The sequence below is a fragment of the Klebsiella sp. RC2 genome (genome assembly GCF_014192815.1).
GTDB lineage: Bacteria > Pseudomonadota > Gammaproteobacteria > Enterobacterales > Enterobacteriaceae > Klebsiella > Klebsiella variicola.
Genome location: NZ_JACHYL010000004.1, coordinates 175065 through 199041, shown reverse-complemented (window position 1 = coordinate 199041; position 23977 = coordinate 175065). Strand labels below are relative to the sequence as shown.

General features: G+C 58.9%; 23 protein-coding genes and 1 riboswitch. Of the genes, 10 read left to right on the top strand and 13 right to left on the bottom strand.

Annotation, left to right across the window (positions count from 1 at the left end; all coding sequences use genetic code 11):
• Window positions 1-42 precede the first annotated feature (42 nt).
• On the top strand, window positions 43-666 hold the full coding sequence (locus FHW76_RS14615; protein ID WP_012540364.1) for a glutathione S-transferase family protein: 624 nt from the start codon (window positions 43-45) through the stop codon (window positions 664-666).
• A gap of 52 nt (window positions 667-718) precedes the next feature.
• On the opposite strand, the gene gorA is transcribed toward FHW76_RS14615, so the two are convergent.
• Together gorA and FHW76_RS14605 are read right to left on the bottom strand one after the other, a co-directional pair.
• Window positions 719-2071: a glutathione-disulfide reductase gene (gene gorA / locus FHW76_RS14610; RefSeq protein WP_183476795.1), complete on the bottom strand. Its 1353-nt coding sequence runs from the start codon at window positions 2069-2071 to the stop codon at window positions 719-721.
• Window positions 2072-2143: 72 nt separating this feature from the next.
• Window positions 2144-2986, bottom strand: a complete 843-nt coding sequence (locus tag FHW76_RS14605; protein WP_008806933.1) for a 23S rRNA (adenine(2030)-N(6))-methyltransferase RlmJ — start codon at window positions 2984-2986, stop codon at window positions 2144-2146.
• A gap of 193 nt (window positions 2987-3179) precedes the next feature.
• Here FHW76_RS14605 and FHW76_RS14600 point away from each other — a divergent pair, with 193 nt between their 5' ends.
• The 3 genes from FHW76_RS14600 (at window position 3180) to rsmJ (ending at window position 7436) form a co-directional block, all read left to right on the top strand.
• Complete coding sequence (locus tag FHW76_RS14600; protein ID WP_046882259.1) at window positions 3180-4451, top strand: phosphatase PAP2 family protein; 1272 nt, start codon at window positions 3180-3182, stop codon at window positions 4449-4451.
• Window positions 4452-4633: 182 nt separating this feature from the next.
• On the top strand, window positions 4634-6676 hold the full coding sequence (gene prlC, locus FHW76_RS14595; RefSeq protein WP_008806935.1) for an oligopeptidase A: 2043 nt from the start codon (window positions 4634-4636) through the stop codon (window positions 6674-6676).
• 7 nt (window positions 6677-6683) lie between these two features.
• Window positions 6684-7436, top strand: a complete 753-nt coding sequence (gene rsmJ / locus FHW76_RS14590; protein WP_055323087.1) for a 16S rRNA (guanine(1516)-N(2))-methyltransferase RsmJ — start codon at window positions 6684-6686, stop codon at window positions 7434-7436.
• 145 nt (window positions 7437-7581) lie between these two features.
• On the opposite strand, the gene dtpB is transcribed toward rsmJ, so the two are convergent.
• A complete protein-coding gene (gene dtpB, locus FHW76_RS14585) occupies window positions 7582-9054 on the bottom strand; it encodes a dipeptide/tripeptide permease DtpB (RefSeq protein ID WP_183476793.1) in 1473 nt (490 codons plus the stop codon).
• A 256-nt stretch (window positions 9055-9310) separates the two neighbouring features.
• Window positions 9311-9748 carry a universal stress protein UspA gene (uspA, locus tag FHW76_RS14580; protein WP_004145166.1) on the bottom strand — a complete coding sequence of 146 codons (438 nt, stop codon included), beginning with the start codon at window positions 9746-9748 and terminating at the stop codon, window positions 9311-9313.
• Window positions 9749-10130: 382 nt separating this feature from the next.
• Here uspA and uspB point away from each other — a divergent pair, with 382 nt between their 5' ends.
• Window positions 10131-10466, top strand: a complete 336-nt coding sequence (gene uspB / locus FHW76_RS14575) for a universal stress protein UspB (RefSeq protein WP_002921203.1) — start codon at window positions 10131-10133, stop codon at window positions 10464-10466.
• A 59-nt stretch (window positions 10467-10525) separates the two neighbouring features.
• On the opposite strand, the gene pitA is transcribed toward uspB, so the two are convergent.
• Window positions 10526-12022 (bottom strand): inorganic phosphate transporter PitA, encoded by a 1497-nt coding sequence (gene pitA / locus FHW76_RS14570; protein WP_008806938.1) that lies wholly within the window; start codon window positions 12020-12022, stop codon window positions 10526-10528.
• A gap of 229 nt (window positions 12023-12251) precedes the next feature.
• Between pitA and FHW76_RS14565 the strand changes: the two genes are divergently transcribed.
• Complete coding sequence (locus tag FHW76_RS14565) at window positions 12252-13445, top strand: NAD(P)/FAD-dependent oxidoreductase (RefSeq protein ID WP_012967106.1); 1194 nt, start codon at window positions 12252-12254, stop codon at window positions 13443-13445.
• A 39-nt stretch (window positions 13446-13484) separates the two neighbouring features.
• Here FHW76_RS14565 and FHW76_RS14560 read toward each other — a convergent pair whose 3' ends face one another.
• Window positions 13485-14498 carry a magnesium transporter gene (locus FHW76_RS14560; protein ID WP_022066424.1) on the bottom strand — a complete coding sequence of 338 codons (1014 nt, stop codon included), beginning with the start codon at window positions 14496-14498 and terminating at the stop codon, window positions 13485-13487.
• A 56-nt stretch (window positions 14499-14554) separates the two neighbouring features.
• Window positions 14555-14736: riboswitch (M-box (ykoK) riboswitch) on the bottom strand.
• 158 nt (window positions 14737-14894) lie between these two features.
• Between FHW76_RS14560 and FHW76_RS14555 the strand changes: the two genes are divergently transcribed.
• Together FHW76_RS14555 and FHW76_RS14550 are read left to right on the top strand one after the other, a co-directional pair.
• Window positions 14895-15170 carry a type II toxin-antitoxin system HicA family toxin gene (locus FHW76_RS14555; RefSeq protein ID WP_022066423.1) on the top strand — a complete coding sequence of 92 codons (276 nt, stop codon included), beginning with the start codon at window positions 14895-14897 and terminating at the stop codon, window positions 15168-15170.
• The gene (locus FHW76_RS14550; RefSeq protein ID WP_022066422.1) at window positions 15167-15526 is read left to right on the top strand and encodes a type II toxin-antitoxin system HicB family antitoxin; all 360 of its coding nucleotides are present in this window, start codon (window positions 15167-15169) and stop codon (window positions 15524-15526) included. Before FHW76_RS14555 ends, FHW76_RS14550 begins: the two co-directional genes overlap by 4 nt.
• Window positions 15527-15553: 27 nt before the next feature.
• Here the strand turns inward: FHW76_RS14550 and nikR are convergent, their stop codons facing one another.
• From nikR to FHW76_RS14515, 7 genes are all read right to left on the bottom strand, one after another.
• Entirely contained in the window at window positions 15554-15955 is a 402-nt protein-coding gene (gene nikR, locus FHW76_RS14545) for a nickel-responsive transcriptional regulator NikR (RefSeq protein ID WP_004181488.1), read from the bottom strand.
• Window positions 15943-16734: a nickel import ATP-binding protein NikE gene (gene nikE / locus FHW76_RS14540; RefSeq protein ID WP_012540373.1), complete on the bottom strand. Its 792-nt coding sequence runs from the start codon at window positions 16732-16734 to the stop codon at window positions 15943-15945. The genes nikR and nikE overlap by 13 nt, the downstream gene beginning before the upstream one ends.
• Window positions 16731-17495: a nickel import ATP-binding protein NikD gene (locus FHW76_RS14535; RefSeq protein ID WP_183476792.1), complete on the bottom strand. Its 765-nt coding sequence runs from the start codon at window positions 17493-17495 to the stop codon at window positions 16731-16733. Before FHW76_RS14535 ends, nikE begins: the two co-directional genes overlap by 4 nt.
• On the bottom strand, window positions 17495-18328 hold the full coding sequence (gene nikC / locus FHW76_RS14530) for a nickel ABC transporter permease subunit NikC (protein ID WP_012967107.1): 834 nt from the start codon (window positions 18326-18328) through the stop codon (window positions 17495-17497). The genes FHW76_RS14535 and nikC overlap by 1 nt, the downstream gene beginning before the upstream one ends.
• Window positions 18325-19269, bottom strand: a complete 945-nt coding sequence (gene nikB / locus FHW76_RS14525; protein WP_032733899.1) for a nickel ABC transporter permease subunit NikB — start codon at window positions 19267-19269, stop codon at window positions 18325-18327. Before nikB ends, nikC begins: the two co-directional genes overlap by 4 nt.
• Window positions 19269-20837, bottom strand: a complete 1569-nt coding sequence (gene nikA / locus FHW76_RS14520; RefSeq protein WP_008806949.1) for a nickel ABC transporter substrate-binding protein — start codon at window positions 20835-20837, stop codon at window positions 19269-19271. The genes nikB and nikA overlap by 1 nt, the downstream gene beginning before the upstream one ends.
• Window positions 20838-20976: 139 nt before the next feature.
• Complete coding sequence (locus FHW76_RS14515) at window positions 20977-21837, bottom strand: LysR family transcriptional regulator (RefSeq protein WP_008806950.1); 861 nt, start codon at window positions 21835-21837, stop codon at window positions 20977-20979.
• A 97-nt stretch (window positions 21838-21934) separates the two neighbouring features.
• Here FHW76_RS14515 and FHW76_RS14510 point away from each other — a divergent pair, with 97 nt between their 5' ends.
• Both FHW76_RS14510 and arnB read left to right on the top strand, forming a co-directional pair.
• Window positions 21935-22441, top strand: a complete 507-nt coding sequence (locus tag FHW76_RS14510) for a phenolic acid decarboxylase (RefSeq protein ID WP_012540376.1) — start codon at window positions 21935-21937, stop codon at window positions 22439-22441.
• A 396-nt stretch (window positions 22442-22837) separates the two neighbouring features.
• Window positions 22838-23977, top strand: coding sequence for a UDP-4-amino-4-deoxy-L-arabinose aminotransferase (arnB, locus tag FHW76_RS14505; protein ID WP_012540377.1), 1140 nt, complete (start codon window positions 22838-22840; stop codon window positions 23975-23977).

Genomic DNA, 23977 nt, shown 5'->3' with positions numbered 1-23977 from the left:
AGAGTGAAAGATCTCTCTTTTATGGCTGAGGAATCGCTGACAATGCTAACAATTCTGGGCAAACGCTCTTCAATCAATGTACGGAAAGTGTTGTGGACCTGCGAGGAAGCCGGGCTGGCGTACCAGCAGGAGGATTACGGTAGCGGATTTAAGCCTCTGGATACGCCTGAGTTTCAGCGCCTGAATCCTAACAGCCTGGTGCCGGTGCTGCTGGACGGTGACTTCGTGCTCTGGGAGTCGAACAGTATCTGCCGCTATCTGGCGCGGAAAGCGGAGCGCTGGGATCTGCTGCCCGCCGAGCCACAGCCCGCCGCCGAGGTGGAGCACTGGATGGACTGGCAGGCGACCGAGTTTAACACTGCCTGGCGCCATGCCTTTATGGGGCTGGTGCGTAAAGATCCGCGCTTTCAGGATCCGGCGGCGATTAAAGAGAGTATTGCCACCTGGACCCACTGCGTGCGCATTGTCGAAGCGCAACTGCAGCGAACCGGGGCGTGGATAGCCGGCGAGCGCTTCACCCTCGCCGATATCGTGCTGGGGCTGTCGGTGCATCGCTGGAAGATGACCCCTTTTGCCCATCCGGAGATGCCGGCCGTGGAACGCTGGTATATGGCGCTCAACCAGCGCCCGGCGTTTATGCGCCACGGCAATAACGGCGTGGCCTGAACATAAAAAAAGAAGCCCCTGGGGCTTCTTTTTATCATCCGGCGATCGCGTCTTAGCGCATGGTGACGAACTCTTCTGCCGCCGTCGGGTGAATGGCAACCGTGTTGTCGAAGTCTTTTTTGGTGGCGCCCATCTTCAGGGCCACCGCAAAGCCTTGCAGCATCTCATCCATCCCGAAGCCAATGCCGTGGATCCCGACAATCTTCTCTTCCGGGCCGACGCACACCAGCTTCATGCGGCACGGCTGGCGGTGCGAGGTGACGGCGGTGTACATCGCGGTGAAAGAGGATTTGTAGACCTTCACGGCATCGTCGCCGTACTGCTCGCGCGCCTGCGGCTCGGTTAAGCCGACGGTGCCGATAGGCGGGTGGCTGAAGACCACGGTCGGGATGTTGCTGTAGTCCAGATGCTCTTCCGGCTTGTTGTTAAACAAGCGTTCGGAGAGGCGACGGCCTGCGGCCACGGCCACCGGGGTCAGCTCGACGGCGCCAGTGTTATCGCCCACCGCGTAGATGCCCGGCACGTTGGTGTTCTGGAACTTATCAACGACGATGTAGCCTTTTTCGTTGGTTCTGACGCCAGTAGCCGCCAGGTTGAAGTTATCGGTCGCCGGTTCGCGGCCAATCGCCCAAATCAGGCAATCTACGGTCTGGCTGCGGCCATCTTCCAGCTCCAGCGTCAGGCTGCCGTCGGCATTCTTGACTACCGCTTTCGGGATCGCGTTGGTGTGGAGCTGCGGGCCTTCGGCGTTCATCACTTCCACCAGGGTCTCCACGATCAGCGGATCGAAGCTGCGCAGCGGCGTGTGTTTACGCACGAACAGGTGCGTTTCGGCGCCGAGGCCGTTAATCACCCCCGCCAGCTCAACGGCGATATAGCCCGCGCCGACCACCGCCACGCGCTTCGGCAGCGCCGGCAGTTCAAAGAAACCGTCGGAATCAATACCGTATTCCACACCCGGAATATTCGGGTGGCTCGGCCGGCCGCCGGTGGCGATCAGGATATGGTCAGCGGTGATCGTCTCGCCGTTCACTTCCACGGTATGGGCATCGACAAAGCGCGCGAAGCCTTTGATCACGTCGACGTTGTTCTTACCCAGTACGTTGTCGTAGGAGGTATGGATGCGGTCGATGTAGGCGCTACGGCTGGCGACCAGCTTCTCCCAGTCGAAATGGTTGATGGTGGTATCGAAACCGTAGTCCGGGCCGTAAAGATGAATCGCTTCGCGGATCTGCGCCGCATGCCACATTACTTTTTTCGGCACGCAGCCGACGTTGACGCAGGTGCCGCCCAGTTCTTTGGCTTCAATCAGCGCGCACTTCTGGCCGTACATGGCCGCGCGGTTAATCGAGGCGATACCGCCGCTACCGCCGCCGATGGCGAGGTAATCATAATGTTTGCTCATGCCCATATGTCCTTAATCGTTGATTGCCGCGATTGTAGCGCGAGGCTTAAAAGGTTCCACCGATGGTTGCGATTACTCCGGTACGATCCAACTGACGGTGGCGTGGCCGGTGCCGGCCGGAACCAGCTTGCTGTGCAGCCACGGCAGCACATTGTTCATCTGCTGCTCCAGCTTCCACGGCGGGTTGATGACGATCATCCCGGAGGCGGTCATGCCGCGCTGGTCGCTGTCCGGACGCACCGCCAGCTCGATTTGCAGAATTTTGCGAATGCCGGTGGCTTCTAACTCTTTGATCATGCGTTTGATCTGTGCGCGCAGCACGACCGGATACCACAGGGCGTAGGTGCCGGTGGCGAAGCGTTTGTAGCCTTCGTGGATCCCGGTCACCACCGCCTGATAGTCGGTTTTAATTTCGTACGGCGGGTCGATCAGAATCAAACCGCGGCGCGATACCGGCGGCAGCTTGGCTTTCAGCTGCTGGTAGCCATCGGCTTTATCGACGCGCGCGCGGCTGTCTTTCTGGAACTCGGCGCGCAGCAGCGGGAAGTCGCTCGGGTGCAGCTCGGTCATCTGCAGGCTGTCCTGCTCGCGCAGCAGCTGGCGGGCGATCAGCGGAGAGCCCGGATAGTAGCGCAGCTGGCCATTACGGTTGAAGTGTTCGACCACGGAAATATACGGCTCCAGCTCTGCCGGCAGGTCGTCCTGCTGCCAGATGCGGGCGATGCCTTCGAGATACTCGCCGGTACGCTCGGCGTGCTCGCCGCTCAGCTGATAGCGGCCCGCGCCAGCGTGGGTGTCCAGGTAGAGAAACGGTTTTTCTTTCTCTTTCAGCGCTTCGATGATCAGGCTCTGAACGGTGTGTTTGAGGACGTCGGCGTGGTTGCCTGCGTGAAAGCTGTGGCGATAACTGAGCATGGATACAGAGATTCCGGGAAGTAAACAAGTTAACCGATAGTTTACCGCAGATCGGCCGAGATTACCGCTGCGCCGCCGCGCTGTTTCATTTCTGCCAAAAGCGTTGCAAAACATAACGCTGTCATAAAAACGTCAAACGGCCGCGCTAGCGTCGGGTGCAGGCAAGGTAATTATCTGAATAAAAGGAAAAATAATGAAAAGGCAACTCTCACTGCTGGCCGTCGCGCTGCTGCTGGCGCAACCGGTTCTGGCCAAAGACATCCCGCTGGACAGGGCGGCGGCCCTCGCCAATAGCGTGACGCCGGCTGCCTCCAGCCAGGCGTATGACGATCTTGAGCAACAGGGGCTGACGCAGCTACGTCACGCTCTGCAGGGGGATGCCGCCACGCTGACCCGCGATCGGCTGGCGCACACGAAACAAAACAAAACTCAGGCCGATACCGCCTGGCTGAAGGCCAGCGGCTATGACTTCCAGACCCGGGCCAACCAGCAGGCGGGTATTGCGCTGTTGTCGGCGTTCAGCACCCTGCCGGAGACCGTCGTGAAGCAGAATCTGGCGACGGTGACTAGCATCAATCGCGATGCCGCGCAGACGACACGCCGTCAGGCGCTGGTAGATGCGGAAGGGATTAGCTACCTCTACTTCCTCAGCGATGCGCTGGGGCCGCGGCTGGGCAAAGCGTTTCTGACCGCCTATGACCAGGGCGCGCTGGGGAAAGCGGCAGCATTGATCAAAGCCTCGGAGGTCAGCACCGGCGAGGCGAAAAAGCACTTCAACAATCCGCGGCCGTTTCTGGTTCAGGGCAACACCATTCACCTGGTGCCGGACGACGTGGTGGTGAAGGATAACCAGCCCTATACCGCCGACGGCGGCTCGTTCCCCAGCGGCCACACCAACACCGGCTATACTGATGCGCTGCTGCTGGCGGCGATGATCCCGGAGCGCTACGACGCGCTGGTAACCCGCGGCGCCCGCTATGGCTACTCGCGCATCGTGCTGGGCGTCCACTATCCGCTGGACGTGATCGGCTCGCGGATGGTGGCCGAGCGCAACGTGGCCCACTATCTTAACGATCCGCACTACCGGGTATTATTTAACGAAGCCCGCGATCAGCTGCGCGCCGCGCTGGCGAAAGCCTGCGGCACATCGCTTGCTGAGTGCGCGAAGAGCAGCGTGAAAGACGATCCCTGGCGCGATCCGGCGATGCGTGATTTCTCTCGTTTCACCATGACCTACGACCTGCCGCAGCAGAAGGGGCCGCAGCCGCGTCTGCAGGTGCCTGAGGGGGCGGAAGTGCTGCTGGAGGCTGCCCTGCCGCAACTGTCAGCGGCCCAGCGTCGGGCGTTGATGGTCAACACCGCGCTGCCGGCGGGTTACCCCCTTTCCGGCACCACCCCCGAACAACAGTTCTGGCAGCGGTTGAATCTGTCGGCGGCCTGGGAGATGGCGCAAAAAAGGCATTAATGCGGTTTCCGGCACGCTGCACCGCGTGTCGGCCTTTTCCCGCAACGGGCGGACTTATCGCAGCAATACCCAGGATGACGCACCGCCCGTCATTGAAATTCCCCCAACTATCCCCCATTCTAGATCTCATGCATAAGCGCCGGACGCGCGCTTCATTCACCCTTTTCAACAGGACAGCGCATATGACCAATCCATTACTGACGCCTTTTTCCCTGCCGCCTTTTTCTGCGATCAAACCGGAACACGTGGTCCCTGCGGTCACCAAAGCGCTGGATGATTGCCGGGCCGCGGTGGAAAGCGCGGTGGCGCACGGCGCGCCGTATAGCTGGGAAAATCTTTGCCAGCCGCTGGCGGAAGTGGACGATGTGCTGGGACGCATCTTCTCGCCAGTCAGCCATCTGAATTCGGTAAAAAACAGCCCGGAACTGCGCGAAGCTTACGAACAGACCCTGCCGCTGCTCTCCGAGTACAGTACCTGGGTTGGCCAGCATGAAGGGCTGTATAAAGCCTACCGCGACCTGCGCGATGGCGATAACTACGCCACGCTGAATACTGCGCAGAAAAAAGCGGTTGATAATGCGCTGCGCGATTTTGAATTATCCGGTATTGGCCTGCCGCCGGAGGCGCAGAAACGCTACGGTGAAATCGCCGCGCGCCTCTCTGAGCTGGGCAACCAGTACAGCAACAACGTCCTCGACGCCACCATGGGCTGGAACAAGCTGGTGACCGACGTCGCCGATCTGGCCGGTATGCCGGAAAGCGCGCTGGCCGCCGCTCAGGCTCAGGCCCAGGCGAAAGAGCAGGAAGGGTATCTGCTGACCCTGGATATCCCGAGCTACCTGCCGGTGATGACCTACTGCGACAACCAGGCGCTGCGCGAAGAGATGTACCGCGCCTACTCCACGCGTGCCTCCGATCAGGGGCCGAACGCCGGTAAATGGGATAACAGCCCGGTGATGGCGGAGATCCTCGCTCTGCGCCATGAGCTGGCGCAGCTGCTGGGCTTTGACAGCTATGCTTTTAAATCCCTCGCCACCAAAATGGCGGAGGATCCACAGCAGGTGCTCGACTTCCTCACCGACCTGGCAAAACGCGCCCGTCCGCAGGGCGAAAAAGAGCTGGCCCAGCTGCGTGCCTTCGCCAAAGCCGAGTTTGGCGTTGATGAACTGCAGCCGTGGGACATCGCCTACTACAGCGAAAAACAGAAGCAGCACCTCTACAGCATCAGCGATGAGCAGCTCCGCCCCTATTTCCCGGAAAACAAAGCTGTTAACGGCCTGTTCGAAGTGGTTAAGCGCATTTACGGCATTACCGCCAAAGAGCGTACCGATGTCGATGTGTGGCATCCGGAAGTGCGCTTCTTCGAGCTGTATGACGAACACAACGAGCTGCGCGGCAGCTTCTATCTTGACCTGTATGCCCGCGAACATAAACGCGGCGGGGCGTGGATGGACGACTGCGTCGGCCAAATGCGTAAACTGGATGGTTCCCTGCAGAAGCCGGTCGCCTACCTGACCTGTAACTTCAACCGCCCGGTCAACGGCAAACCGGCGCTGTTCACCCACGACGAAGTGATTACCTTGTTCCACGAGTTCGGCCACGGTCTGCACCACATGCTGACCCGCATTGATACCGCCGGCGTTTCCGGCATCAGCGGGGTGCCGTGGGATGCAGTCGAACTGCCGAGCCAGTTTATGGAAAACTGGTGCTGGGAGCCGGAAGCGCTGGCGTTTATCTCCGGTCATTATGAAACCGGTGAACCGCTGCCGCAGGAGCTGCTGGAGAAAATGCTGGCGGCGAAAAACTACCAGGCGGCGATGTTTATTCTGCGCCAGCTGGAGTTCGGCCTGTTCGATTTCCGCCTGCATGCGGAATACAAGCCGGAGCAGGGGGCGAAAATTCTTGAGACCCTGGCCGAGATTAAAAAGCAGGTCGCTGTGGTGCCGGGCCCGACCTGGGGCCGTTTCCCGCATGCGTTCAGCCACATCTTCGCCGGCGGCTACGCGGCGGGCTACTACAGCTACCTGTGGGCCGACGTGCTGGCGGCGGACGCCTTCTCACGCTTCGAAGAAGAGGGGATTTTCAACCGCGAAACCGGTCAGTCGTTCCTCGACAATATCCTGAGCCGCGGTGGTTCCGAAGAGCCGATGGTGCTGTTCAAACGCTTCCGCGGCCGTGAGCCGCAGCTGGACGCGATGCTGGAGCACTACGGGATCAAGGGTTAAGTCTGCGGTGAAGATCTGCTTAATTGATGAAACAGGCGCCGGAGACGGCGCCTTATCTGTTTTAGCCGCCCGCTGGGGGCTGGAGCAGGATGAAGATAACCTGATGGCGCTGGTGCTGACGACGGAGCATCTGGAGCTGCGTAAGCGCGATGAGCCCAAACTTAGCGGCATCTTCGTCGACTTTGTCGGCGGGGCGATGGCCCACCGGCGCAAGTTTGGCGGCGGCCGCGGTGAAGCGGTCGCCAAAGCGGTGGGTATTAAAGGTGATTACCTGCCGGATGTCGTCGACGCCACCGCCGGGCTGGGACGCGATGCCTTCGTGCTGGCGTCGGTCGGTTGCCGCGTGCGAATGCTGGAGCGTAATCCGGTGGTCGCCGCGCTGCTCGACGATGGCCTGGCGCGCGGCTATGCCGATGCGGAAATTGGCGGCTGGCTGCAGGAGCGGCTGCAGCTGATCCACGCCTCCAGCCTGACGGCGCTGACCGATATCACCCCGCGTCCGCAGGTGGTGTACCTCGATCCGATGTTCCCGCATAAGCAGAAAAGCGCGCTGGTGAAGAAAGAGATGCGCGTCTTTCAGTCGCTGGTGGGGCCCGATTTAGACGCCGATGGCCTGCTGGCCCCGGCGCGCCAGCTGGCGACCAAACGGGTGGTGGTGAAGCGCCCGGATTACGCGCCGCCGCTGGCGGAGGTCGCCACGCCGAACGCGGTGGTGACCAAAGGGCATCGGTTTGATATTTACGCCGGTACGCCGGAGTAATATTACGCCGTGGTGGTATCTCCCGGATAGCGGCGCAACGCGCCTTATCCGGGCTACCGAATTGTCGCCCGGCTCAGCGTAGCGCAAGCCGGGAACCGCAATATCTGAACAAACGGTGCCAGCGCGGATCGGCCGTCTTAAACGGTTACTCGGCGCTGGCCGGGGTATTAATCATCCGGTTCAGCCACGGCACCATTAGCGCCATCACCACCGTGACGCCCAGCGTCACCAGGCCAATTTTACTGAACACATTGGTATAGACCGGCAAGGTCTGCAGCGGATCGGTGATGTTTTCCGGCACCGCGGTAAAGGTCGCCACATAGCCGCCCAGCAGGAACGCGGCGGCCTGGGTCAGAAACCACATCCCCAGAATAAAGCCCATCAGATGCTGCGGCACCAGCGCGGCAACCATCGCCAGCCCCAGGGCGCTGATCAGCAGTTCGCCCAGGCTCTGGAACAGATAGACCAGCACAATAAACCACGGCGAGGTTAATCCCTGGGCGTCGGCAAACCACATTCCGGCGGCTGCGGCGGTCAGGAAGCCCAGCGCGCAGAGCAACATCCCGAGGGTAAACTTCACCGGCATGGTCAGGTCTTTCCCTTTGTGACCGAGATGGGTGTAGATCGCCGCCAGCACCGGACTGGCAACCACCACCCAGAAGGGATTGAGCGCCTGGAAGCTGACCGGGTTGATGGTAAAGCCCAGGATCTCATGATGGACGTTGTTGATGGCGAAGAAGTTCAGCGAGGTCGGCATCTGGGCATACAGAATGTAGAACAGTACCGCCTCGATCATCAGGATAAAGGCGACGAACATTTTGTTGCGTCCGGTTTTATCGAGGCGAAACGCTTCGCGGAAAAAGAACGCAATGACCACGGTCGACAGGACAATCAGCACCAGGTTGGCGACCATCACGTTATGCATCAGCCAGGCGCAGAGAAAAATCATTACCACCGTCCCGGCCAGCACCAGTGCCAGATTGCGCAGGCTGAGGGGGCGATGATCCGGCTCGGAGCCAATATCTTTCACCATCCCGCGGCAGGCGAAGTAGACCAGCAGCGCGATAATCAGCCCCGCGCCGCACAGGTTATAGGTCACGGCATAGCCAAACTTTTCGGCGATCACCGGCGCCAGCGAGAGCGACAGCAGTGAACCGATGTTTATCGACATATAAAACAGGGTAAACGCCCCGTCGAGACGGGCGTCTTTAGGCGGATAGCATTTTGACAACAGGCTCGCCGGGTTGGCTTTAAACAAACCGTTGCCGACGGCGATGGTGCCGAGAGCGATAAAGATCAGCTGCGGTTTCAGCAGCGACATCCCGGTCATAAAGTAGCCGATAGCCAGCACAATGGCGCCGAGCACCAGCGTGCGTTTGGTCCCCAGCAGATGGTCGCCCACGTAGCCGCCGATGGAGATCAGCCCGTAAACCAGCGCCGCGAAAGCACCGAAGGTGATAAAGGCCTGTTCCTGAGAGAAGCCCAGCTGTTTGACAAAGAAGACCGCCAGGATCCCCTGAACGCCGTAATAGCCAAAACGTTCCCAGAGCTCCACAAAGAAGATCATGAAGAACGGACGAGGTTGCTGCAGCAAGCCCGTAGGTGCAGTTGTATTCATATTCCTTCGCCTTGTTTTACTTTCCCAAAAAGTATGAACGCGTATGCCAGAACGCGCCGAAAATGTCTGATAACTCGCCATGCTGCGGTTATTGGCTTAATGAATAGATTATTATATAGATGTTTTGGCGAATAACTGGTTGATCACACTAATTGAATGGCGATTTTATGGCTTTAATCTCTGCCATGCGGTGAGGAGAAAGCGAAAATAAAGACGCCCGCATCGGCGGGCGTCTTACGCAGATAAAACGGGACGGTTATTCGTCTTCTTCGTCGCGCAGCGGGACGATCAGCATGTCGACATGGACGGTGTTGATCAGCTGGCGGGCAGAAGACATCAGCTTGCTCCAGAAGTCCTGATGGTGGCCGCAGACCACCAGATCCATATCATATTTTTTAATCGCATCGACCAGCACCTGGCCGAGGTCGCCGCTGCCGCTCAGGGTCTCGGTGATCGGGTAGCCCGCGTTGGTGGAGAGCTCGGTCAGCGCGTGATGGGTCTCTTCGGAGATGCGTTTTTGCATGTCGCCGAGGTTAACGTCAATCAGCCCGGTGTAGAGGTCGGAGTAATTCACATCCACGTGGATCAGGGACACTTTTGCGTTATACGGGCGGGCCATAGAAACGGCTTTTTCAACCAGTACTTTACTCTCCGGGGACAGGTCTACTGCAATAAGAATATGTTTGTAAGCCATAGTGTTACTCCTTCCATAAGTTTGTCGATGACCATTGGACCTGACAGCTGGCGCTGCCGTTTCGCCCGCGTCCTGCGTGCTACATTCGCGGGAGGGTAGCCTTTAAGGACTTCATTGTAGAAGATATTTCCTACCTTATAGCGCCCCCCGCACTCCGTCAATGCACTGGGTTCACCTAAAAGTTAAACAAATTTATCCGTCTTACGTATTGATAACGAATAACCTTGTGGTAAAAAAATTAATGGATCTCCTACACTATTTAATGAGCCGGTCGGAAAAATAAATGTGATCGGAATCGCACTCTTTACGGTATCGTCGTGAGTTATTTGGGGAGCGGTAGCCGCGGAGGATTTCTCCGTGGGCGGGTCGCCGGGGAGGAGGTATGATCAGCACTATTGCGCTGTTTTGGGCCCTGTGTGTCGTTTGTGTGGTGAATATGGCACGCTACTTCTCATCGTTGCGTGCATTATTGGTGGTGCTACGTGGTTGCGATCCCTTGCTCTATCAGTATGTTGATGGCGGCGGCTTTTTTACCTCGCATGGGCAGCCCAGCAAACAGATGCGGCTGGTCTGGTATATCTACGCCCAGCGTTACCGTGACCATCACGATGATGAATTTATTCGTCGCTGCGAACGTGTCCGTCGTCAGTTTATCCTGACCAGCGCGCTGTGCGGTCTGGTGGTGGTGAGCCTGATTGCGCTGATGATCTGGCACTAAAGGCATCTTCGGGATAAAAAAACGGGCCAGCAAGCTGACCCGTTTTGATCGAATGACGTTTAAATCAGTTTCAGGGAGAGCCAGTAAAGGACGCCTGAAAGGATAATCGCTGCCGGAAGGGTCAACACCCAGGCCATCAGGATGCTGGTCACGGTCTTTTTCTGCAGACCACCGCCATCCACCAGCATTGTCCCCGCCACCGAGGAGGAGAGCACGTGGGTGGTGGAAACCGGCATTCCGGTGTAGCTCGCCAGACCGATAGAAACCGCTGCGGTCATCTGTGCCGACATCCCCTGAGCGTAGGTCATGCCCTTCTTACCAATCTTCTCGCCGATGGTGGTCGCCACGCGGCGCCAGCCGATCATGGTGCCGATACCTAACGCCAGCGCGACCGCCATAATAATCCAGATTGGCGCGTACTCGATGGTGCTCAGCATATCGGTTTTCAGTTTCTTCAGCAGACGCTGGTCGTCAGCGCTGACGTCCGGCAGCTTCGCCACTTTATCAGTGGTGTCGGAGATGCAGAGCATAATGCGACGCAGCTGACCGCGCTGATCCGGTGACAGTGAATCGTAGGTTTCAACGCCGGTCAGCATAGTCTTCACGCGGTCAAGCGCGTTGATAGTATTTGCTGGATGGCAATGAAACTCACCGTTGGCCGCGGTATTGGTATCCGGAGACGGAACCAGTTGGTCAACACCGGTGGCTTTCTTCAGCAGGTCAGGGCGCTGCTGGAAGAAGGTTTCCACGTTGTTGACCGCATCGCGGGTACGAGTGATTTCGTAACCGGAGGCGTTCATATTCACCACGAAGCCCGCCGGGGCGACGCCAATCAGCACCAGCATCACCAGACCAATGCCTTTCTGCCCATCGTTGGCGCCGTGGGAGAACGACACGCCGATAGCGGACAGGATCAGGGCGATACGGGTCCAGAACGGCGGTTTTTTCTTACCGTCTTTCTTTTCACGCTCTGCGGGGGTCAGGTGGATACGCGCGCGTTTTTTGGTACCGCTCCAGTAGCGACGGAGAATGAAAATCAGGCCGCCCGCAATCACCAGACCGACGATCGGCGAGATGATAAGCGAAGCAAAAATGCCGATGACTTTCGGGATATTCAGCGCATCAACCACTGAAGTACCGGTCATTAGCGCATTGGTTAAACCAATACCGATGATGGCGCCAATCAGGGTGTGAGAACTGGAGGCCGGGAGGCCGAAATACCAGGTGCCGAGGTTCCAGATGATCGCCGCCAGCAGCATAGAGAACACCATGGCGAGGCCATGTGCGGAACCCATGTTAAGCAGCAGATCGGTGGGCAGCATATGCACAATGGCATAGGCTACGCTGAGACCGCCCAGCAGAACGCCGAAGAAGTTGAAGAGCGCCGCCATCGCCACAGCAAGCTGCGACCGCATTGCGCGAGTGTAGATAACCGTAGCCACCGCGTTTGCGGTATCATGGAAACCGTTAATCGCTTCGTAAAACAGTACAAAAGCTAAAGCAAGCAATAATAATAGTCCGGTATGTAAATCCAGACCGGCAAATAAATGTAGCATAGGACGTTACGCCATTTTGAGGACATGAACGCGGCGCATTATCAGTGACTTTAGCGGCGCGGGCAAAGTGAAATATAGACTTTTTTTGATTTTCTTCCTGTTTAGGTTTTACCCTGTTGGGAGTAATCCTATATCTTTCAATGATGTATCTAATGCGGGATTTTTCCCGCTGGTGTGACCAGAGTGAAATATTTACAAAACCCGACAATTGGGGAACGAGGAACGCGGTGTGGAAAGGTTTGATGCCATTGTCGTTGGCGCCGGAGCGGCGGGAATGTTTTGCGCAGCGCAGGCGGGCCAGCTCGGCTGCCGCGTCCTGCTGCTCGATAACGGCAAAAAGCCGGGACGAAAAATTCTGATGTCCGGCGGCGGCCGCTGCAACTTTACCAACATGTATGTTGAGCCGGCGGCCTATTTGAGCCAAAACCCGCATTTTTGCAAATCTGCCCTGGCGCGCTACACCCAGTGGGACTTTATCGAGCTGGTCGGCAAATATGGCATCGCCTGGCATGAGAAGACGCTCGGCCAGCTGTTTTGTGATGATTCGGCGGAGCAGATCGTCAATCTGCTGCTCGCGGAATGCGAAAAGGGCGACGTGCAGATCCGCCTGCGCAGCGAAATTCTCAGCGTCGAGCGAGATGAACAAGGCTACCGGCTACAGGTGAACGGCGAAACGCTGATGACCAAAAAGCTGGTGATTGCCTCCGGCGGTCTGTCGATGCCGGGGCTCGGCGCCTCGCCGTTTGGCTACAAGGTGGCCGAGCAGTTCGGCCTGAAGGTACTGCCGACCCGCGCCGGGCTGGTGCCGTTTACCCTGCATAAGCCGCTGCTCGAGCAGCTTCAGGTGCTCTCCGGCGTTTCGGTGCCTTCTACCATTACCGCCGAGAACGGCACCCTGTTCCGCGAAAATCTGCTGTTTACCCATCGTGGCCTTTCCGGGCCGGCGGTGCTGCAGATATCCAGCTACTGGCAGCCCGGCGAGTTCGTCACTGTTAACTTGTTGCCGGACTGCAATCTTGAGGACTTCCTTAACGAGCAGCGCAGCGCGCATCCCAACCAGAGCCTGAAAAATACCCTGGCGATGCAGCTGCCGAAGCGGCTGGTGGAGTGTCTGCAGCAGCTGGGACAGATACCTGATGTGACACTGAAGCAACTGAACGTTCGCGATCAGCAGACGCTGGTGGAGACACTGACCGCCTGGCGCGTGCAGCCGAACGGCACCGAAGGCTACCGGACGGCGGAGGTGACCCTCGGCGGCGTGGATACCAACGAACTTTCGTCACGTACCATGGAGGCGCGTAAGGCGTCGGGTCTCTACTTTATCGGCGAAGTGATGGACGTCACCGGCTGGCTCGGCGGCTATAACTTCCAGTGGGCGTGGTCAAGCGCCTGGGCCTGCGCGCAGGCGCTGGTGGAAGGGTAATCCAAGGGCCCGGGTACTGTGGCACCCGGGCTTACTTGATCAGTTCAACCCAAGAAAATACTGGGCTATTTTGAAATAGATAATCAGCCCGGTGCCATCAATCAGCGTAGCGATAAACGGCGCGGAAACCACCGCCGGGTCGATGCCGATCCGCTTAAGCACCATCGGAATGATCGACGAGACAATCGCGCTCCACAGGGTAATACATACCAGCGTCAGGCTGACGATCAGCGTGATTTCCATGCCAATCCCCATCATCCAGGCGCGCAGGCAGCCCGCCAGACCCAGGGTCAGGGCAATCAGAAACGAGGTCGACACCTCTTTGCGGATCACCCGCCCCATATCGCGCAGCCGCACTTCCCCCAGCGCCATCGAGCGCACCAGCGTCGAGGTGATCTGCGTTCCGCTATTGCCGCCGGTGCCGATGAGCAGCGGAATAAAGAAGGCGAGGGCGATGGCCGATTCCAGCGCCTCTTCGAAATGCTGCAGCACGCTGCTGGTATAGGCTTCGGCCACGAACAGCAGCAGCAGCCACACCGAGCGCTTCTTCCACAGCGTCCACGGGCTGATCTCGAGGTACGGTTTTTCCAGCGGCAGCGTCGCCCCCTGCAGCTGGGCGTCTTCGGTGACGTCATCCTCCAGCAGATGGGCGATCTCCTTTTCCATCAGGCAGCCGACCAGCTCGCCTTTATCGACAACCGGTACCAGGTCGAGGCCGCGCTCGCTGAGCTCGGCAATCACCTGCGGGCGCTCGTCGTCAGGTTTGACGCGAAACAGGCAGCTGTCCATCAGGTAGCGGATAGACTGCCCGACATCCCCTTCCTGCAGGAGCTTTTTGACCGACAGGCTGCCGCGCAGTTTCCTGCCGGCGACGACAAACACCTGGCCGGGAATATCATCACTGTCCAGCTGGGAGATAAAGTGTTCGCGTGCCTCATGGACGCTGAGATGTTCCTGCAGCGTAATAAAATCGGTACGCATGTACTGGGCGATCGCATCGCCGTCGAAGCCAGAGGTCGCCTGATGGGCGGCGCAGAGTTGAATGGAAGACATGATTAAAATCCCTATAAAAAATCACTCATAGGGGCGAACAAGACAGGGTTAGCGCAGGCAGATCCCTACGTCCTGGTTTTAGCACTGCATAACGTATCTGAACGGTCATGACCGCCAGAAGTTACCTTGGCAACACCTTGATTCGATGGAAGCCTGTATTTCCCTGAGTGGTCTCTCTCGATACCAACAGGGCGGTAACTTGTATTTATGCAGGAGCCTCGCCATAACGAGATCGTTAAATGAGGCGCCATTATTGGCGAAGAGGGATAATTCACAAAGCGTATAATTTATGTGGTTTATCAACTGTTGATAAACAAACTTCATCAGGATTTGGCTTGACTTCATCTTGTGCTATCATTAGCTTGACTTCAATGGATGAAGTCATGGGGCAGGGCGATGGAGCAGCAGGTTTTATCTTTACGTAATAAACAGCGCCACACGTTGGAGCAACTGTTTAAAACCCCTGTCCCACAGGGCATTAAATGGGCCGACATTGAATCGCTAATCAAAGCGTTAGGCGGGGAGATTAAAGAAGGACGCGGCTCGCGCTGTAAATTTTTGTTGAACCACAGCATTGCCAGCTTTCACAGGCCTCATCCTTCGCCGGATACCGACAAAGGCGCCGTGGAGAGCGTGCGCGATTGGTTAATCACTATAGGGGTAAAACCATGATCAAACCTAAAACGCCAAACTCAATGGAGATTGCCGGGCAACCCGCCGTTATCAACTACGTGCCTGAGCTCAATGCATTCCGTGGTAAGTTCCTGGGATTATCAGGATATTGCGATTTTGTTTCCGATAGCATTCAAGGGTTACAACAGGAGGGCGAGATATCATTACAGGAATATCTCGCAGATTGTCATGAAGCGGGGATTGAGCCTTATGCTCACCCGGAAAAGCTGAAAACCTTCACGCTGCGCTATCCTGAGTCATTTGGTGAGCGTCTTAGCTCCGCCGCTGCGGAGGAACAGGTTTCCGTAAACACCTGGATCCTCGAGACGCTCAATGAACGTCTCAAACAGGCTTAAAACAGTCTGCAGCAGATCGCCATCGTTTTAATTTTCATCCGCTAAACACTGCAAATGCCCATGCCGCACGCCGCGCTGGGCAATCACGTCGTCGGCAAAATGCTGTACCTCGGCCATGTCACCTTTCAGCACCGCAATCTCCAGGCAGTCGTCATGACTGATATGCACATGCAGCGTGGCGACGGAGAGATCGTGATGATGATGCTGGGTGGCCACCAGCCGGCTCGCCAGTTCGCGTTTCTCATGTTCATACACGTACGACAGGACGGCATACCCGCGCCGTGATTCCGGCGACGGAGGATCCTGGTTGAGGGCGTCGCGCAGAATATCGCGTACCGCCTCCGAGCGATTGTGGTAGCCACGGCGGGCGCTGAGCGCATCGAGGGCGGCCAGCAGGTCATCATCAAGGGTCAGGGTTACGCGCTGCATGGCATGGCCTCGTTTAGCAGAGTGGCAGGAAAAGGGGGGAGCACCGCTTGCTGGAGCGCCTGTCCGGCAGGGGAGTGCAGGCGCAGCGGTAAGCTGACCGTCGCGGTTTCGACGATGCGCCCGTGCTCCATCACCAGCACTCGCTGGCAAAAGCGCTCCACCAGCCGCAGGTCGTGGGTGATGAACAGGCAGGCGGTGTCAAACTGCGCCTGCAGACGCTTCAGCAGGGCGATAATCTCCGCCTGCAGCAGCAGATCGAGATTTGAAACCGCTTCATCCAGGATCAACAGCTGCGGCCGTACCGCCAGGGCGCGTGCCAGGCAGACGCGCTGCAGCTGTCCGCCGCTGAGCTGCGCCGGGCGCTTATCGAGCAGCGACGGCGCGAGGTCGACGGCCAGCAGCATCTCTTCCACCCGCCGCGAACGCGCCTCACGCGACAAGCGTAACAGATGGCGTAGCGGCTCGCTGACGATCTCGCGCACCGTTTTGCGCGGATTCACCGCGCTGAAGGCATCCTGAAATACCAGCTGAATATCACGGCGGAAGGCGCCGATGGCCTCGCCCTTGAGGGCAGTCAGCGGCGTGCCGCGCCAGGCAATATCACCGTGCTGCGGCGTTTCCAGACCCACCAGCATCCGCGCCAGGGTGCTTTTCCCACAGCCGCTGCGTCCGAGCAGGGCCACCGTTTCGCCGGGGGCGATGGCGAGATGGATCGCATGCAGGACCCTGCCGTGGTGAGGATAATCGTGACTCACTCCGGTGACGCTGAGTAAATTCATGGTGTTTTCTCCAGGCCGTACAGCGCCAGATGCGCGGCCAGCAGGCGCTGGCTGAGCGGGTGCCGCGGGGCGCTAAATAGCGTATTCACATCGCAGTGTTCAACGAGGCGACCGTTCTCCATGACCGTCACGTGATGCGCCAGCCGCGCCACGACGCCCATATCATGCGTCACCAGCAGCAGCCCCAGACCGCGCCTGGCGACGATATCCGCCAGCAGATCGAGAATGCGCGCCTGGGCGATGGCATCGAGATCGGTCGTCGGCTCGTCGGTGATGATAAAGGGCGCGCGGCTGAGCAGGGCGAGAGCGACCATCATCCGCTGCAGCATGCCGCCGCTCATCTCAAAGGGGTAGCGCTTCAGCAGCGCCCGCGGATTGTCCAGACCGACCTCCTCCATCGCTGCCAGCAGCACGGCGTCATTCGTTTCACGACCCGCTGCCCGGCAGGTTTCCCGGGCGTGCGCGGCCATGGTCTGCAGTGGATTAAAGGCGCTGCGTGGGTTTTGCATGATGGTGGCAATAGTCGAGCCGCGCAGTTGTTCGCCGTGCACCGGAATGCCGTCGAGCAGCACCCGGCCGGCGGTTTGCCTGACGCCAGGCGGCAACATGCCCAGCGCGGCGGCGCAGGTCAGCGATTTTCCGCAGCCACTGCTGCCGAGCAGCGCCAGCACCTGCCCGCGGCGCAGGGTGAAGGAAACGTCGCTGACCAGCGGTCGGTCAGCGGCAAGCGAGATCTGTTCCAGTTGGATCTTCTGCGGCATCAGTGGCTATGCTCCGCGATCAGGTGGGGATCGAGACGATCGCGCAGCGCGTCGCCCAGCAGGTTAAAAGCCATCACGCTGATGAACAGCGCCAGCCCCGGCCAGACCATTTGCAGCGGCTGGGTCCAGATATACTGTCGGGCGTCGTTGATCATTACCCCCCATTCCGCCGTCGGCGCGCTGACGCCGAGACCGAGGAACGACATGCCTGCCACGTGAAGCATCATATGGCCGATATCCAGCGAGGCGAGCACCAGCAGCGAGGGGATCACCGCCCCGGCCAGATGGTCGCTGAACAGCCGCCACTGGCTGGCGCCGCTCAGTCGGGCGGCGAGGATAAATTCGCGCTGGCGCAGGGAAACCACCAGGTTACGCACCATTCTGGCATACCAGGCCCAGTGCGACAGCGCAATGGCGAGGATCACGTTGGTCAACCCGGTACCCAGCACCCCCACCATAAAGAACGACAGGATCGAGGTCGGAAAGGTCATAAACAGTTCGGCGAGGCGCATCAGGCCGCGGTCGGCGCGGCCGCCCAGCAGCCCGGCGCTGCCGCCGACCGCCAGACCGATCAGCAGCACCAGCAGCAGACAAGCCATCACCGCCCCCAGCGAAACGCGGGTGGCGGCCAGCAGGCGTGAGAAAATATCCCGGCCGAGATGATCGGTGCCGAGCCAGTGCGCTGCGCCCGGCGGTAGCAGCCGCTGCTGAAGGTCAATCGCCGCTGGATCCCAGGGTAGCCACCAGCCGCTGCCGATGGCGATGACTGCCAACAGCGCGATAACCAGCATGGCCAGTTTTACCGGCCAGCGAAAGCTTTGTAGCCATCTCATGCGCTCACCTCCTCGTGGCGGCGCAGGCGCGGGTCGAGCGCCGCGTTAAGCACATCTACCGCCAGATTAGCCAGCACGAACACCGTCACCATCATCAGGGTAAAGCACTGGATCACCGGGTAATCGCGATTGAAAATGGCGGAAACTGCGTAGCGGCCGACCCCGGGCCAGGCAAAGATATTTTCGATAATCATGGTGCCGCCGATCAGCTCGCCAATGTGCATGCCCATGGCGGTCACCACCGGCAGGGTGGCATTGCGCAGGATATGTCGGCGCTCCACCTGGCGCGCGCTCAATCCGCGTAGCCGCGCCCATATCACGTGACGCTGGCTGGCGGCGTCCAGCATGCTGGCGCGCAGCAGGCGGGCGTTGATCGCCAGCGACATAAAGGCGATGGAGACGGCGGGCAAAATCAGGTGCTGCCAGTCGCCATACCCCATCGCCGGGAGCCACTGCAGATGCACGGAAAAGAGCATCACCAGCAGAAAGGCCAGCCAGAAGTTCGGCATTGAGACGCCAAGAAAGGCAATCAGCCGTACCACATAGTCCGGCAGGCGATCGCGATGGCGCGCCGCCCAGATGCCCAGCGGCAGCGAGGTGACGAGGATCAGCGCCAGCGCCGCGCCGGTGAGCAGCAGGGTGGCAGGCAGGAAGTGCAGCAGGTCATCCAGGACCGGACGCTGGGTGGCATAGGAGAGACCGAAATCCAGGTGCAGCGCCCGCCACAGCCAGTGCAGATATTGCATAGTGAGCGGCTGGTTGAGCCCCAGCAGCTCGCGGGTCGAGGCAACCATCTCTTCAGTGGGCGGCAGGTTCGACAGACGTAAATAATCCAGCGCCGGGTCGCCGGTGCCGAGCCGCAGCAGCAGAAAGATGATGGCGGAGGCGGCGAGCAGCAGCGGGATCAGCAGCAGCAGGCGGCGTAAAATATAGCGTAGCATTATGGCGTTACCGGGTTAATCTGATCGAAAGGGATCTCGGTGGTCACCGGGGCGAACGGGATCTCCCCGACCTCCTGGTGCGCAACCGACATCAGCGAGACATAGCTGATGGGCAGATACACCGCGTCCTGATGCAGGCGGGTCAGCACATCGTGGTACCGTTTTCTCCGCAGCGCCTCGTCCCCCGTGGTCAGTACTTCGCTAATCTCTTTATCAATCAGCGCCTTGTCCGGCAGGCCTCGCTGGGCCTGGTAATCTGCATGCGACGGGACGCGCATCGAGCTTAAAAAGGCATGCGGATCGTAGGGCGCGCCCCAGGTGCGATTGAAGATCATACCGAAGCGGCCTTCGCGCTGGCGGGCGTAAATGCTGCTCTCCTCCTCACCCACCAGGGTGACCTGGACGCCGACCTGCCGCAGATTGGCCTGAATAATTTCGGCCATTGATTTAGCCAGCGCGTCGGTGCCGATAAACGCCAGCTCAATCGCCAGCGGTTGCCCGGCTTTTTGTCGCCAGGGCTGGCCATCCGGCTGCTGCCAGCCAGCCTGCTCCAGCAGGGCGCGGGCTTTTGCCGGGTCGTAACGGCGCGGCGTCAGATCCTGCGGCGCGTAGGGGACCGAGGGGGCAAACAGGGTGTCGGCAACCTGCTGGGTGCCATACAACACGCTATCGACAAGGGTCTGTTTATCGACGGCGTAGTTGAGCGCCTCACGAACCGCCTGCTCGCGGGTCGGGCCCTGGCTGGCGTTCAGCGCCAGCATCACCGTTTCCACCGGGGCGGACAGGCGCGCCACGTAGCCGGGGTGATGGCGAAAACGTTCGAAGGTGTCCAGCGGCAGCAGCCCTTCGTCACCGTAGAGCATATCGATTTCCCCGGTTTCGAACGCCACCGCCCGGCTGGTGGCGTCGGGGATCACCTTGATGGTGATTTGCTGCAGTGCCGGTTTACGACCCCAGTAGCGCTCATTGCGTACCAGCACATCGCGCTGATTGAGCTGCGAGCTCGCCAGTCGCCACGGACCGGTGCCGATCGGGGCTTTAATGCCCCTGGCGGTGCCGCCATCGATAAACTGCGAGGGCGCGATGAAGCGGAACGGGCGGGGCAGGGCCAGCTCTTGGAGTAAGGGCGCGTAGGCGCTTTTCAGAGTGATCTGCAACTCAGTGGCGCTGAGCGCCCGCACGTCGGTGATCTGGTTGGCGAGCTCAAGCCAGGCATGGCGTTGGCGGTTGGCCAGCACCGCCTGGAAATTGGCCGCCGCGGCCTGGGCGTTAAACGGTTCGCCATTGGAGAAGGTCACATCGTCGCGCAGGGTGAACCACCAGGTTTTACCATCGGCGGCGTGACGCCAGCGGGTCGCCAGCCAGGGCTGTACGCTGCCGTCAGCCTGATACTTCACCAGCGGTTCATAGACCATGCTTTGGGCAAACATCTGGTTGGGTGTATAGAGATGGGGATTCAGCGGGCCGACGTTAACCGGCCAGGCGGTGGTGAGCTGGTGCGGCGCGGCCTGAGCCAGTAAAGGGACGCAGGCAACCAGCGCCAGCAGGGTGAGGCGGATAGTAGACAAGACGGTGATCTCAGCGACAGGAAAGTATGACGATTTTAGTGATTCATCATACTTTGGGAGTAACCTGGATCAATATTGCGCCGGAAAGTATAAGAAAATCGTATCATTACACGCGGGCGGTAAACACCGCCTGCGCTTCTCAGGGCGCCCGGAATAAGCCCAGCAGCGTGGCTACCTGCTCGTCGATCGGCGCCAGGTCCCGCTTAACGATCAGGTGCAGCGGCGTCGCGCGGCGCGCGCCGTGGCTGAGGGGCAGCCGCTTCAGCACGCCCTGGTCGAGATGGGGGCGAATGCGCTCTTCCGGCAGCCAGCCGAACCCGACCTGATACATCACCGCATCAATGGCGGCGTCAATGGTGGAGAAGGTCCAGGCGTCACGCGTCGCCTGGCCATCGCCGGTCTGATCGGCAATGCGCACCAGCGGCCACGGCGCCAGCGTGCTGTCCTCCAGCGGCCCGTCGAGCGTGGCGAGAGGGTGGTCGCGGTGGGCGACGGCGATAAAATCAATATTCATCAGCCACTCTCCGCGGCCGGTAATATCCTGGCGGCGGGTCAGCACCATCACATCAGCTTCTGTCCGCGCCGCGCTCTCGTCATCAACGTTTTCCAGCACTTCGGTGAGTCTGACCTGGGTCTGGGGATAGCGCTGCTGAAACTGGCGTAAAATCGCGAACAGCCGCTGGCGCGGGAAAATGCTGTCGACCACCAGATCCAGGCGGGTACGCGCCCCGTTGCGTAAGGTGGCGGCGTGGGTCTCGACGTAGGCGAAGGCCTGCAGCAGCGGTTTGACCTGATTCAGCAGCAGTTCGCCGGCCGGGGTCAGCACCGCCCGCCGGCCGGACGGCGCCAGCAGCGCCACGCCTAAGCGCTCCTGCAGCAGCGCGAGGTTATAGCTCACCGAAGACTGACTGCGGTTGGTCTCCTCCGCCGCTCTGGCAAAGCTCCCCAATTCCACTACCTTTTCGAGTAACGCCCATTGCTCCAGGGTTGTCTTGTGCATAATCAATCTAAAATTTGGATGTATTTAATCCAAACATAGCGTTATTCATTCATTTTTTAAAGACGTATGCTGTCCTCAACAAAACAGAGGAGAATAAATGATGAGCACTTTCGACAAACATGACCTCAGCGGCTTTATCGGTAAACATCTGGTCTATACCTACGACAACGGCTGGAACTACGAGATTTACGTCAAAAATGGCCACACCCTCGACTACCGTATTCACAGCGGCATCGTCGGCAATCGCTGGGTGAAAGATCAGGAAGCGTACATCGTGCGGGTGGGGGAAAGTATCTACAAAATCTCCTGGACCGAACCGACCGGCACCGACGTCAGCCTGATCGTCAACCTGGGCGACAAACTGTTCCACGGCACCATTTTCTTTCCGCGCTGGATCATGAATAACCCGGAAAAAACCGTCTGCTTCCAGAACGACCATATTCCGCTGATGAATTCGTACCGTGATGCCGGCCCGGCCTATCCAACGGAAGTGATTGACGAGTTCGCCACTATCACCTTCATTCGCGACTGTGGCGCCGATAATGACGAGGTCATTAATTGCCCGGCGAGCGAATTACCTGCGGATTTTCCTGCAAATTTGTAATTCAGCAGAAATAACTTTGTGATCTGCGCTAACATTTTGTCATTAAGCGTGACGATCGCTAATTTAAGTATTGTGTATTGGTTTAATTCCCGTTTACTTTTTGCTATTGCGTTCCTGTTTCTTGCCGCTTAACAGGAACGCTTTCCTGTCATACCCCTGCCATAAAAAATTCCTATCATACTGTTTAGTAATGAGTTATTACTTATTCTGAGAAAATATTAATTTCTTAATATTATCCTAAGCAAGGTCGACTACATTAATAGTGGTCGAAATACCCTGAAATGGAATGCCGCGCTGAACTCACTTCATTTTAATTTCGTTTAAGTCCGCAGGCGCAGGATATTTTATTCTAACGACCCTGATTTGTGCGTGGGTCAACTACAGAACAGGATGATGATGAGCGATTTTTTGCCGTTTTCGCGCCCGTCGATGGGCGACGCAGAGCTGGCTGCGCTGCGTGAAGTTTTAGCGTCGGGCTGGATCACCACCGGACCGAAGAATCAGGCACTCGAAGCGGCATTCTGCCAGCTGACCGGCAACCGCCACGCGATTGCCGTCAGTTCAGCGACCGGCGGGATGCATGTGACCCTGATGGCGCTGGGTATTGGCCCCGGCGATGAAGTCATTACGCCTTCCCAGACCTGGGTCTCCACTCTCAATATGATCTGCCTGCTGGGCGCTACGCCGGTGATGATCGATGTCGATAACGACAATCTGATGATTACCCCTGACGCGGTGGAAGCGGCGATCACTTCGCGTACCAAAGCGATAATTCCCGTGCACTACGCGGGCGCGCCAGCCGACATCGACGCCATTCGCGCGGTGGGCGAGCGCCACGGCATTCCGGTGATTGAAGATGCCGCCCATGCGGCGGGTACCCATTATAAAGGCCGCCACATTGGCTGGCAGGGGACCGCCATTTTCTCGTTCCACGCGATCAAGAACATGACCTGCGCCGAAGGCGGGCTGATTGTCACCGACGACGACGAGCTGGCCTCCCGTATCCGCAGTCTGAAATTCCATGGTCTGGGCGTGGACGCCTATGATCGTCAGACCCACGGCCGCGCGCCGCAGGCGGAGGTGATCACCCCGGGCTTCAAGTACAACCTTGCCGATATCAACGCCGCTCTGGCGCTGGTCCAGCTGGAAAAACTGAGCCACGCCAATCAGCGCCGGACGGAGATTGCCCAGCGCTACCTGCGCGAGCTGGCGGACACGCCGTTTAAACCGCTGACCGTCCCGGCATGGGATCACCAGCACGCCTGGCACTTGTTTATCATCCGCGTCGATGAGGCCGCATGCGGCATCAGCCGCGACGCGCTGATGGAAAAGCTGAAGGCGATGGGTATCGGCACGGGTCTGCATTTCCGTGCGGCTCATACGCAAAAATATTACCGCGAGCGCTTCCCTGAGGTTTCCCTGCCAAATACCGAATGGAACAGCGCCCGCATCTGTTCTCTCCCGTTGTTCCCGGACATGACCGATGACGATGTCACTCGCGTCATTTCCGCACTGCGCCAGCTGTCAGGACGTTGA